At 66.1% G+C, this 12,387-nt stretch carries 7 protein-coding genes; 4 read left to right on the top strand and 3 right to left on the bottom strand.

Annotated features, from left to right (window positions below):
- Positions 1-566 precede the first annotated feature (566 nt).
- On the bottom strand, positions 567-809 hold the full coding sequence (locus ACFPJ1_RS26255) for a hypothetical protein (protein ID WP_380107863.1): 243 nt from the start codon (positions 807-809) through the stop codon (positions 567-569).
- Positions 810-1,154: 345 nt separating this feature from the next.
- Between ACFPJ1_RS26255 and ACFPJ1_RS26250 the strand changes: the two genes are divergently transcribed.
- A complete protein-coding gene (locus ACFPJ1_RS26250) occupies positions 1,155-1,895 on the top strand; it encodes a helix-turn-helix transcriptional regulator (protein ID WP_380107862.1) in 741 nt (246 codons plus the stop codon).
- An 895-nt stretch (positions 1,896-2,790) separates the two neighbouring features.
- Here ACFPJ1_RS26250 and ACFPJ1_RS26245 read toward each other — a convergent pair.
- Positions 2,791-4,521 carry a sialidase family protein gene (locus ACFPJ1_RS26245; RefSeq protein ID WP_380107860.1) on the bottom strand — a complete coding sequence of 577 codons (1,731 nt, stop codon included), beginning with the start codon at positions 4,519-4,521 and terminating at the stop codon, positions 2,791-2,793.
- Between the two features lie 441 nt (positions 4,522-4,962).
- On the opposite strand from ACFPJ1_RS26245, the gene ACFPJ1_RS26240 reads away from it, so the two are divergent.
- The 3 genes from ACFPJ1_RS26240 to ACFPJ1_RS26230 all read left to right on the top strand — a co-directional run bounded on the left by ACFPJ1_RS26240 (position 4,963) and on the right by ACFPJ1_RS26230 (position 9,734).
- Positions 4,963-6,423: a sialidase family protein gene (locus tag ACFPJ1_RS26240; protein ID WP_380107858.1), complete on the top strand. Its 1,461-nt coding sequence runs from the start codon at positions 4,963-4,965 to the stop codon at positions 6,421-6,423.
- 417 nt (positions 6,424-6,840) lie between these two features.
- Complete coding sequence (locus tag ACFPJ1_RS26235; protein ID WP_380107857.1) at positions 6,841-7,326, top strand: hypothetical protein; 486 nt, start codon at positions 6,841-6,843, stop codon at positions 7,324-7,326.
- 623 nt (positions 7,327-7,949) lie between these two features.
- Entirely contained in the window at positions 7,950-9,734 is a 1,785-nt protein-coding gene (locus ACFPJ1_RS26230) for a hypothetical protein (protein WP_380107856.1), read from the top strand.
- A gap of 663 nt (positions 9,735-10,397) precedes the next feature.
- Here the strand turns inward: ACFPJ1_RS26230 and ACFPJ1_RS26225 are convergent.
- On the bottom strand, positions 10,398-11,696 hold the full coding sequence (locus tag ACFPJ1_RS26225) for a hypothetical protein (protein ID WP_380107854.1): 1,299 nt from the start codon (positions 11,694-11,696) through the stop codon (positions 10,398-10,400).
- Positions 11,697-12,387: the final 691 nt, after the last annotated feature.

Below are 12,387 nucleotides of genomic sequence, written 5' to 3'. Positions count from 1 at the left end.
AATGCTCCGGCAGATCTGGTGCGCTAGCCATCTTCGACCGCCGCAGCGCGCTGGTCGCCGCAAACAAGGCCGGATACGTGGCCACGCGCCGGTCGTACAACCGGTCGGTCATCCTGCGCCGAAGCTCGACCTGGTGACGCTCACGTTCCCGTCGAAGCGTTGCTCGCGTCGTCACGACAGTGAGCGTGACCGTCGCTGCAGCCACAACCAACGAAACAGAACCTGCGATTAGAGCTGCCGTTACATCTGTCGACACAGTTATAGGCTACGGCGGATGGTCGGCCTGTTGGCCTCGAACGCAAGCTGCGGATTAAAAGGCTGCGCGATGGCATGAACTCTGCCATCTTTAGGCGTCGGGAGTACCGCCCGCCGCCGACGCCTCTGGACGCCTCTGCCAGCACGAGTTGACTCCAGTTCGCGTCATGAACCGTGTCACGGGATGCCGGGGCGGCCGGCAGCTCGGCAACATCCCTAGGTGATCGACTAGCCCAGCGCGCTGGGCGCGCGAGAGTCAGCCCAGGCGAGGAGGCAGCTGTAGGATCTCCGGTCAGGGCATCCGAGTGCGCCTAGCCGTTCATGGCTTGGCGACGCCGGTAGATCCAAACTGCACCGAGCGCGATGCCGGCGCCACCGAGTGCAGATGCGCCTGTTTGCATGGTCTCGGCTCCGTTGTCGTCCGATGCGCTGCTGACCGTTGCAGCCTCGACGCGGGGCACCTCGTACCTCGGGTCGTAGTTCGGGTGGTTGTAGTCGGGACTCTTCGCCTCGGAGCCTGGATAGCCGGAGCCTTCGTCCGGCCAGCCATACATGGCCGTCTCAGAGGCCGTCGGTGCGTTTCCGGGCCTGGGCACGGGGACCTCGTGGCACACGGGGTGGTAGGCCCAGTGGCAATCCGGCGTTGTTGTGTATCTGGCTCCCGGCTCCGGGCCTGGTTGTGCCGACGCTTGGGTCGCGCTGAGCGCGGCCGCGCTCAGTGCGAGTGCGGATACGGCGATGGTTGTGCGTGCGTGGTTCATGACTAGCCTCCTGGACGAAGGTCCGGTTCGGGTCCGGACGCTTTCGACGCTAGGTTTGCCGGCCGGCGGGCTGGAATACGCGGTGTCGCGTATGGCTCGGGACGCGGCGACGGCGTAGCGTCGCAAGCGGAGGCGCTCATGGCCGACGGCATCAGCGGACGGGACCTGGACGCGCTGCGCGGTCTGCTCGCCTTGAACATGGACGATCCCGGCCCAATGCTGCCGTGGGAGCTGATGGAGTGCCTGCGCGACCTGTTCCACAGTGACTTGTTGCAGCTCGCCCGAACCCGGCCCGCTCTGGAAGCGTTCGTACTCGAACAAGCTCTGGGCGAGACCCAGGAGGTTGAAATCGGCGGGGCTCCGGACCCGCGCTACTGGGAGCTGTACCGGTCGGCAGACGCCTGTAGCTACGCCGACCGCACCGGCGACATCGTCAACGTGGCAAAGCTGAGCGACTTTGTCTCCGACCGCCAGTGGCGGGCCAGCCCGATGAGCATCGACTACGCCTCCGGGCGTATGCGTGCATTGATGGCCTACTTACCCGACGAACCCGGCCACAGAACGCGGCTGTATCTGTGGCGCGGCTCAGGCCGGGACTTCGATGAGCGCGACCGGCTGCTGCTCATGCTGCTGCGGCCGCACCTGATTGCCGCCTTCCGCGCCGCCGAGCGCCGCCGCCAGGCACCCGCGGCACTGACCCCACGACAGCTCGAACTCCTGCAATACGTCGCCCAGGGCTACACCAACACACAGATCGGCCGACGGATGCGGTTGTCCGAGGGAACCGTACGCACGCATCTGAACCACATATACGAGCGCCTTGGGGTCACCAGCCGGACCGCGGCCGTCACGAGGATGAGCACCGCCGGGCTGGAATAGCCGCTCAATCGGCGGGCGACAGCTGGTCGCGGACTCGCCCGTCGACGATCGCGGTGCGGCTGGAGCTTGTCGACCTCTGCACCAGTCTTGCAAGGGCGGGACCGACCTTTGTCTGCAGAGCCCAAGGCTGAGCGTTGGAGACCGAATCGCACCGCTGACCGACGGATTAGAAGGTCGACGGACCCCGTCAACAAGCGGCAACTTGAGCGTGGTCGGGCATCTCCAGTTCAGGTCTCGTCGACTCCAGCATCGCTCGTAATCGCCAGTTCGTTCCCCAGACTGTTCCCCGTGCGGGTGGTGTCCGCTGCCAGATGAGCTGGGCCTGCAACTCGCGAGTGTGTCAGTGCGACTGATAGTTGCGTCAGTGGGCGCGGCACGGTCGCTTTGGTCGTGCTCACCAATCCTGCAGACAGTGCAGGGTGATGGGCGCAGACTGGACGCTGTGGGAGGGGCTGCGGTCACACGCTCACCCGGTGTAGCCGGTCGGATCGAGGAACGGGGGATCCTCGGAGCGGCGATCGGGGGAGCTGTCGAAGGGCGACCGTGTTCGGTGTTCGTGCAACTCATCGCTCCGAGACCGCGATGGCCAACTCACCTCGGGTCGCCGACGCAGCCGAGGTGACCGACTCAGCCTTTAGGAAACCGACGCAGCCCACCGACATACGCATCTCCGGGCGTGTCTGGTCGACTCCAGTTCGGCCCATCTTGACTGCAGTTGACTCGGATTGAGGCTTCTTGTTCCCACGCTGACCTGTTGATCGTGCAAAACCCGCCGGTGGTCGGCGTCGACTGAGCTATGTCCGCTCGTCGGTGGCAACGAGCGGCCGGCGGTGATGGCAGGTGCCGACCTTCCGGGTCGCCGTGCGGGGCCGTCCCGGAAGGTCGGCGGCGTCGGTTAGTCGGCTGTGGGGTCTGCTATTGCGATTCCCCAGATGTCGGTGTTGCCGAATGTCGGTGGGCAGGCGGTTGCGGGTGCCGGTACGGCGATCGGCGTACCGCTGACGAGGGACTGGCGGTAGGCGTCGATCGCCGGGCAGTCCGCACCTTCGCGTACGTCGTTCCAGACCGCGACACCTGAGGCTTCCGTGGCGACCGCGTAGTTGTAGTCGCCGAGGAACTCGCTGGTCAGGCCGTTGGCGCTGGAGGCCCGGGCGTCACCGACCGCACCGCGGTGCAGGGTCGTGAACGGGCCGGTGGAGGAGTTCGCGTGCCGAACGACGCCCAGCATGGGGCGCGGTGCCGCCGTGGTGGTCTGCCACGGCGCGAGGAACGCGTTGTAGGTCAGGTAGATGTCCTGACCGTCCGGTGAGATCGCGACGGCCGGCTGGTTGGCGCGATCGCCTGCCTGACTGGCCACCGTGCGGCCGAGGTAGCTGGTGCCGCCGTTGGTCGAGTGGATCAGGTAGGCCTGTTCGTTGTTCGTTCCGGCGGAGTCGTCGGACCAGGTCACGACGATCTCATCGGTGGCACCGGCGCCGTTCGGTGCGCCGTTGGCGATGTCGATGCTGGGGAAGGTGTTCGTCCTCGCCCCGGCCACGCCGTCGATGGTGAATCGGCCCTGGACCGGGTCGAGCTGTCCGATGTTCGTCACCACTGTGATCGCCCTTGGTCGCTCGAAGGTCCGACCGCCGTTCTCGGAGCGAGCCTGGAAGAACACGCCCTGCCGGGTCCGGATGTCGGTGCCGACCCAGACGACGTACACGGTGCCGTCGCTGTCGGTCCGGATCGCGCAGCCTTGCCGCCCGCCGGTCTGCGCGTTGTTGGTTGCCGGTGAAAGTTGCTTGGTGCGCCAGGTTTGGCCGGCGTCGCTCGAGGCCGCGAAGAGCACAGGCTCCGGCGCCCCGGCACCGACGCCGCGGAAGCCGACGTTGCAGACGTAGACGTTGCCGAAGAATCTGCTGGAGGCCGCGTTGTCGGCCCAGACCTGTTCCTTGTCGGAGAACAGCGCGGTGTTCTGCTTCGAGACGATGACCGGGTCGGACCACGCCGAGTTCACCCCGGCGAGCGCGTCCGCGAGCCGGTTGCCCGGGCCGGTGGCGTCCAGGTAGGAGATCGCGATCGCCCCGGCGCCGGGGAATCCCGGGTTGCCCGGGAACGGGGTGGCGATGTTGGTGTAGTACAGCCTCGAACCGTTGGCCCACGAGAACGTGCCGCTCGCTCCGCGACGCGGACCGAACGCCAGCTCCGGGTCACCGTTGGAGACCATCCCATTCTCGAAGTAGTTCGGCAGTGTGCCGATCGGGCCAACCCTCGGTACGCAGGCCGCCGGGCCGAGGCAGTGTCGCGCGGACCAGCCGGTGTAGGTCGGCTGGACCCAGCTCTGGCCGCCGTTCGTCGAGAAGGTGACGCCCGAGACCCCGACGCCTGGGGTGAACGGGCAGGTGGTCGGGTCGCCCGCGGCGCAGCCCTCCAGGTCGATGTTGTCGTTGGCGCCGGAGGCGAGCAGCGACGGCTGGTGCGCGTCGACCGCCAGGCCCGGTTCGTTCTGCTTGTTTTGGGAGAAGGGCGTCGACGGACTGCCGACGGTGACCTCCGTGTCTGCGCCCGGCTGTGCGGCGGCGAGACCGGTCCCGGTCAGGGATAGGCACGCAACCGCAGCCAGGACCATGGCGTGTGAACGCCGCATGGCCCCTCCTGAGGTCCGAGACCCCCGAGCGATAGGTAACTCCGACACAACGCCTTCACCGGACCGATCACAAGGTCTCGCGCCGCCTGATCATCGACGCGGTTGCTTCCCGCCTCTCCCGATGCCGTAGCAGGACGCAGCAGCCGCCCTCGGCCGGTTCGAGGTGGGCGCGCAAGTGCACGTTGGTCGGGCATTGCCTCGACGTGGTGCCGGGCGCACGCTGGGTGGATTGGAGATGGGTTGGGGGACCCGGATGAACCTGTGCGCGTTGGGGTGTCGAGGACCGTCGGTCGCGCCGCGATCTGCCGGGAACCGCCTCAAGTCCGAGGCCAGAGGGTCGCCCAGCCGCTCTCGGCAGCGAAGTCGTCGGCATTCGAGCCGCTGCCTGATATCCATCCACCGCTGGCGCGGTGCGCCGGCCGAAGCGACAGGAATCACCTCGTGACCAGTTCACAGCGACCTATCCGGAACCAGCGATCTCGTCTTGCCATCGGCCTCACCGGGCTTGCCTCCATTTCACTGATCGCGGCGACCACCGCCACGGCGACAGGCCCGCCGGCCTCGACTGCCGCGCCGTACAGGGTCAAGACGCTGACGACGGTCTCGGGGCCGAGTCCGTTCGCGGCGGGTTGCCCCGGTGGCTTCCACGATGAACTGAAGATCACCGGCCTCGTGGTCGAGCCGGCGATCGCGGTCAACCCGCGGAACCCGCGCAACCTCCTCGCCACCTGGAAGCAGGACATCTCGCCGGCTTTCAATGCTCGGGACGCTGTCGTGGCTTCGTCGTTCGACGGCGGCAAGACGTGGCGCCGGACTACCATCCCGGGGCTCACGCGCTGCACCGGCGGGACCTCCGATACCGCGAGTGATCCGTGGGTCTCCTTCGGCGGCGACAGTACGGCGTACTTCGGTGGGCAGGCCGGACTCACGTCCACCGCCCCTCCGGCGATCGCGATCGTCGCCAGCCATTCCAACAACGGCGGCCGTCGATGGGCTCCACCGGCGACAGTTGCCCCCAGGCTCGGGGGTAACGAGCAGCCGGCCATCACCGGCAGCCCCACGCGACCGGGCCATGCCTACATGACCTGGTCCAACTTCCGCCTTGACGTCGACCCGCCGTGGACAAACACCGTCTCCTTCTCGCGCACCCGCGACCGCGGCGTCACGTGGTCGCCTCCGGTCCTCGTGGACCAGGCCGGCCCGTTCGCAATCGACCAGGCCCCGCGAATCCAGGCCCTTCCGAACGGAACCCTGCTCGCGATCTTCGCCCGCGGCGACTTCGAGACCCAGCGTGCATCCATTCAGGCCGTGCGCTCACTCGATCAGGGTCGCACCTGGCTGCCGCCCGTCGAGGCCGGTTCCAAACCGCTCACCGGAGAGTTCCACGACCCCGAAACGGGCGACATCCTCCCGCAACCGGGCTACCCCAGCTCGACCGTCGGACCGGACGGCGCCGTCTACGTCGCTTACGAGAACAGCACGTCCCCCACGTCGGGCGGGATCGGAGTCGTGAAATCGCGCGACGGCGGCCTCACCTGGACCACGATCACGCTGCCCGGCGTGATCGCCTTCGCCTTCGAGCCCGCGATCGCGGTCGACAAGCACGGCACGGTCGGGGTCATCTGGTACGACCTGCGCAACGACCGAGCCGGCGACACAGCGACAACAGCCGACCTGTGGTTCTCCTCCTCCAAGGACGGCGGCGCGACCTGGCAGCAGATCCACGTCGCCGGGCCCACCGACCTCCGCACCGCGGCGCCCGCCGCGCAGAACAGGTTCGGGGAATACCAAGGCCTGGCAGGACTCAGGACCGGCTTCGCCGCCATCTTCGGTCTCGCAGCCCCACAAGCGCGGAACGGACCCACGGACATCTTCTTCGCACACATCGCCCCAGGCAGATGAGGCCAAGTCCCTACTCGGGGGTCCATCACGCGACCGGCGTGGCTAGATGCGTAGCGTCCACCGACGTCTACCAGCTTGCCGCATGCAAGGAGTTGGTCTGCGGATAAACCCGGACGGGGGAGACAGCCTGTCGGGCAAGCTAGGGCTGTCGCCAGTCGCGGCCGGGACCACTCGAGGGCGTGGCCGCTCCCGCACAACGTCGAGGCACGAGGTCCTGCGAGAAGGCAGGTCGATGGCGCGGGCTTACGCCGGTGCTGAGCGCCGTGGCCTGGTGGTTCCTGCGGCTCCTGCCGTCGGATCGCCGGAAGCCCACAACGACTTGGCCGAATGTGTGTTGTTGCGCTGATCTGCGGGTTTGGATGTCCCGGTCCGGGTTACCGATGCGGCTAGCGACGAGGGAGGCCTCAGGTGATCTCGATGAACAAACTCCGTGGTGGCGGTACGAGCAAGGGGCGGCCGAGTGGTAGGAGCAAGGGGCGGCGGAGCGGTACGAGCAAGGGGCGGCGGAGCGGTACGCCCAAGCGGCATCCGGTCTGGCTGCTGGTCGGTGGCGGAGCGCCCAGGCGGCGGCCGGTGTTGTTGCTGGTGGGCGGCGCACTGGGTGCCGGCGTGGTCGGCTTCCGGATGTTGCGATGGAAGAGGGACGGAGCTCGCGAGATGTCCGAGCGGGAGCAAGCTTTCGGCAGCCCGGTCGACGCTGGGAGCACGGCAGCGGCGGCTAGCGAGGAGCAGGTAACGGCGAACGAACGCAGCGACGGTGTCCGCAGAACCGGTGACGACCGCCTGGTCCAACGGGTGGCGGGAGGGGAGAGCGATCCTGACGCGGCCGCGGACCCGACGATCGCGTCTGACAGCGCACCGGGCCAGCCGACGGGCGTGGACTCGCCGAGGAAGGACGCCTGACCTGAAGGGAGGCGGACGCCATACCCGACTCGCCGAGGGAGGTCAGTCGCAGCCTGACCGCGCGCAGACCGGATCGACTGAGCGTCGGATTAGAAGGTGGACGGACGGCGTTGACGCGCCTAGCAAGGCGGAACTCTGGCCCACTTCAGTGCGCTCGCCGTCGACTCTGGTTGACGCCAGTGGACGGGGCTGGATTCCCAGAGAGATTCCCAGCGGGCGCAGCCTTCGGCGCGGGGCGGGCGAGCCCATGCGGTCTGCCAGCCGAACCTCCCCCCGCGGAGATGGACCGAGCATCTTGTTCGCACACCATACTCGGCGCGATCCGGGTCGCGGTGTCTGATTGCCGGTTCGTCCCTCCCCAGGACCGCTCGATTGTCCGGCCACCACGACCCACGTCAAGAGGGGCTGAGGATTGTTCCCAGGACGCCGATGACGCCGCCCACCGCAGCGCCGACGATTGCCGATCTCGATGACCATTGGAGGATGGCGAGTTGTTGGAGCTCGACTGATATGTATGGGGCATGAGGGATAAGTCGGCGGAGCCAGCTTCATCGCGTCGGACACGGTTCCGTCGCGAATGTGACCGCCTGAGACGACATCCAGCGTCCTTTGACGACGGGATCGTGTACTTCCAGTTCGTGTTCTCAGGACATCCGATGCCCCTCGATCGCGTGGCGGACCGGCTCCTCGAGGCAGAGGTCGCCGAGACCGTATCGTCGCCTGTAGACGGCCTCGTGCGCATGTCACCGAGGTACGGGGAGCTCGCAAAGCACTTGACCAAGCTGGAACGCTTGGCCGCGCTCAGCCGTGAGCTGGAAGGTGGACCGAACCTCGGGATGCTATGGCGTCATCCAGTTCTTGGTTGGATCCGGCTCCGCGTGTTCATTCAGAGGATCCTAGGACGCACAGGCGTACCGGCTGCTCGGGGGGAGCCTGTCGCCAGCGATGACGGCACTGATGCGGCACGCACTCGGACCGAGTTGGCCGATGAACTGGATCAGACTCAGCAGGAGATCAAACTCTCGGTCGCCAAACGGCAGGCGCACAGTGCGATCCAGCATGCTCGAGAGCAGGACCTCTACCAGCCAGCTTACCTAGAAAGCGAGCCCTATGTTCGGCTGTCGCTTCGGGCACTCAGATATGCGATTGAAGACCTAGATGTCGCCGACGAGCCCGGCCAGGACGCCGATGTATTGCTCCTGGCGCACCGATCCGGCGTCTATGAGGTACTCATCCCGTGTCGTCTCCCACCGGGGATAGAGACCGATGAGCTCATTCCCAGGACGCAGGCCTCGGGCGTAGTGCTCGACTGGGTCGAAATGGCGGAACCGGTCCTCGCGGCCGCCCAAAGGAGTGCGCCGGAGCCGATGCGGCTATCGGGCGAGTGGTTGGAGGACACCGCGGAGGGAACGCGCTGGCGCCGCTTTCAGCATGAGCACGGCACCCTCGTAGACATCTTCCACATATACCTCGATGCGATCCAAGAGGTGGTGGGCTTCAAGATGCGGGGTGATGCTTGGTTCTGCTACGCGTCTACGTTTCTGACGCCCGCCTGTTGCACCGGCGAACGCACCTGGAGGCGCGCCCACGGCAATGAGCTTCTCGGCATCGTGGCCAGACACACTGCCTACCGCGGACTCCGTAAGAACTCGCAACCTGGCATTGCGAAGGACTCCGCCATCACGGCAGGCCACTCGGCCTGGGTCGGGTCCGCAAGTGCCACAGTGATTAGCTGGGAGGACGTGCAGGACCGCAGTCAGTTCGACTCGCACCTGTGGACGTTACTACTGGTCGAGTACTACCTCCTCCAGAACTGGCAGATCCGCACACTGCTGGCTGAACTACCGTCTGCACAGAGCGACCCCAAATCCGCCAGAGACTTACAGCGAAGGCTCATCCATGGGCTTGGCGAGTTCTACTCGTCCGACCTCAGTTACGGAAGCGCACAGGACATCATCAACGACCTGCTCAAAGAAGCCGGCGTCGACCGGATGCACAACCACCTCGTTGCACGGATCGATCAACTAGCGAACCTGACGGCCGCGGAACGGGCCGAACAGGCGTCCACGCGTGGACTAGTCGCAGCGATTCTTGCCACCGCCGCGACCGCAGTGCTGGCGTTGCCGGCGTTGACCCAGACTCTTGACGCCGTTCGAAGCCTCCCGGAGTCCGGGGTCAGCGGTTGGTTCGCCACACCGTTGCGTGGACTCTCGAACGCCGGCGAGGCAGGGGCGTGGCTCGCGTATCTAGTGCTCCTTGGTGTCGCTGGCAGCGCCTGGGCCTTCACGGCGGTCCGCCTCGCGTTCCGACGCCGCAAGCATCGAGTGAAGACGGTCACCTGGCGACCTTTGGGACTCGACTGGATCGGCGGAAGCGTGCGGATCGAGCGGCGGCCACCAAAACCCTGACGTTTCGAGACAACTCGGTCCCAGCGTGGCTAGGAGTCAGGCCGCTACAGGTCCACGTGTCGCGAAGATGCTCTCGCCTCGTCACAGCCGCATATTTTGCTGCTGCATTGAGCGACTGCCGCCTGGGCTGTCAATCGGGCGCCGAAGTGCACAGCCCCCATGTGCCCGTCGACGGCGGCGTGGACATAGCCAGCTCATCGGCATGTCCGTTACCTGTCAGCAGCAGATCCGGTAGTTAATGTGGCTCCCCAGCGGCGCGTGCGGCATCATCCGGGTAGGGATGTGGCATGCGTCGGCCGCCGAAGCCACACAAGCACGGCGACCTCAGCATCTGTCCTTGGCGTTGATCCACACTCCCCGGACGGCTGTAGCAAAGGACATGGCGATGCTCAACGGGGCGTCCCCTTCGACCACGCATCCCGCATCGACGTGGTCCGCAACGATAATGGCAATGCCAGGCGTGAGACGCTGACGGCGCTCATCGGAATCTCCCCAGACCTGCTCACTGAAATTCCCACCCGTGTGGCTCCGTCCCAAGGGCGCGTTCATCGGTCTCGTCGTGCTGGGGCGCGTCCTCGTCGTCGGGCCTGCCCGCGCCAGTAGGTGTTGGTCTGTCCATAGCCCACCTGCGCATCGCGTCGGCCTTGTGCTGCCGACCCTCGGTTAGCCGGATGGCTCATACCAGTCGCGGGGATCGCGCATCAATGCAATCCCGGGGAGAAGGCGATACTCCGGCAGCCACGGCCCATTGGCGGTATAAGTCGGAGGCTCGTCAAAGGTGATGAAGCTACCAGGATGCTCCGAGGCGGACTCCAGGTGACGCGAGACGTCGCCTGTAACTTCGGCAGCTCGAGCGAGGCGGTATCGCTGGTGGTGCTCGACCCAGTAGGTTCGTCCCGACTGGGTGACCACGAGCATCACACGCCCGGGCTCGCGCGGCGTTCGCCGCTGGTCTGGGGGGAGTCGCAGTTCCGCCATAGCCGAGTGCCACCGCCCGAAGACGCCCTGCAGGTCGAGTTCGTCGGCCTCAGTCGCCGCTGCCCGCATCTTTTTCGACCAACCTCCGCGCGCCTCAAGCACCGACCGGCTGCCCACAATCAGGCACGCCATGGGGTAGCGATTTCGTGTCCTTGGTGCGCACAGCCGATCAAGCAGGAATCCGAAGAAGGCGAACATCGCGTCGCACACATCATGCGCCAGATGGGGCCGAGGAATGTCCCCGCCATGGATGACGCGGTTCCTGCTAGAGGCGACCAGATTGCGCCAGTCGCGGTAGGCCAGGTCCTTCTTGACGTCCCATGAACCGCCGAGCTTGCGGGCGAGTTGATTGGCGACGCGCTCAGTCACCGCTCGGTAGCGATCTAGCTCTTCGGCACCCTGCTCCGGTGTCAAACCTTCTTCCCATGCGATTGCTGCAAGCGTCAGGTCAATCATGGTTTCGCATGCTGCGGCCGCCATCACCACCGCCGTCCTGCTGTCGCCTGTGCGGCGCGAGGCTGCCACCGCCGCACGACGGAGATCAAACACCAGCATCTTGGGCCGACGGATGGCCACCTCAAGTTCGGCCGCCGCCAACGCTTCGAGCGCATCTGTGGAAAGCTCACGCGGCGCTTCTGTGAGTTGCTCGCTGAGCATGTAGGCACCGATCGGCCATTCCGGCTGCGTACCCTCAGGCGTGACAATCTCCAGTGCAACGGCGATGCCCATCCGCGTCGACTCCGCCGTCGGCAGGACCAGGCTGAGCCCCTCGGTAGCGTGCAACGCTTGATGGGTCGTATGCACGAGATCGAGCCCCTCTTCGAACGCCTCCGACGTCTCCGCGCCATCCGGCGACGCACTGACCGCAATGATGAAATGCGCTAGCGTCGCGGCGCCGAGGAGTTCCGTTTCGTCGGTGGGTTCCGGCTCATGGGGTGCTTCATGCGGAGCGACAAATCCGATACCCCATGACGGTGTTGGCAACTCAGGATCCGAGTGACCCGGTAGCAGCTCCGCAGCGGCCTTCGCAGCGGCCTCGAGGTGATCAGCTGGGCGCGGTACACGGCTGTAGCGGACCTGTATGGCAAAGTCTGCCGACCTCGCGCCAGCAATGTCTTGTTCGACCGTACTCGTCTGGATGAAGTCACCTTGCTCTGAGAGGATCCGTCGGCACGTCCACCCATTCGGCAACGGCAACGCAGGCCCGTCGAGAACCCAAAAAAAGTCGCCCGGGGCCGGCCAATGCTGTCATGACTTTGGTTCTCCTAGCCGAACGCGTCAGAACCACTAGGTGCTGGTGGTCAGGAGGTTAGCGCGTCGAAGCAGCGACACGTTCACCATCGGTTCCAAGCCCGCAGCGGACGCAGGCGAGTAGAGGGGGAGAACTCATTCAGTGCTTCGCCGGCACTGAGCTGGGGAGCGCGTGTATGGACGGCCTCCGAGCTAGGGAACCGGTGGCTCACCGCTGTCCGCGACCCTGCGCGCAAGCTGTGCTCGGCCCTAGTACTCCAGCCGTAGTTCGTGATCAGGCGAGTTGGACGGTCTGACGGCGGTGGTGGCTGTCGCGTGCGCGGGCTTGGTGGCGGCGTCGCCATCGTGACCAGTGGAGCAGGTGTCGGATGCCGTGTTGGGTGTGGTTGACGAGTCGGGTGAACAGGTGGCGGATCTCGTTGGC

Source organism: Kribbella qitaiheensis (assembly GCF_042657745.1).
Lineage (GTDB): Bacteria > Actinomycetota > Actinomycetes > Propionibacteriales > Kribbellaceae > Kribbella > Kribbella qitaiheensis.
Note: the sequence above shows the minus strand (reverse complement) of the source record. Positions and strands in the feature narration are given on the sequence as shown.

What these genes read in the sequence shown, in the direction of transcription:
- ACFPJ1_RS26250 (WP_380107862.1), top strand. Translation starts at nt 1,155, where the DNA reads ATGGCCGACGGCATCAGCGGACGGGACCTGGACGCGCTGCGCGGTCTG.
- ACFPJ1_RS26245 (WP_380107860.1), bottom strand. Translation starts at nt 4,521, where the DNA reads ATGCGGCGTTCACACGCCATGGTCCTGGCTGCGGTTGCGTGCCTATCC.
- ACFPJ1_RS26255 (WP_380107863.1), bottom strand. Translation starts at nt 809, where the DNA reads ATGTATGGCTGGCCGGACGAAGGCTCCGGCTATCCAGGCTCCGAGGCG.
- ACFPJ1_RS26235 (WP_380107857.1), top strand. Translation starts at nt 6,841, where the DNA reads ATGAACAAACTCCGTGGTGGCGGTACGAGCAAGGGGCGGCCGAGTGGT.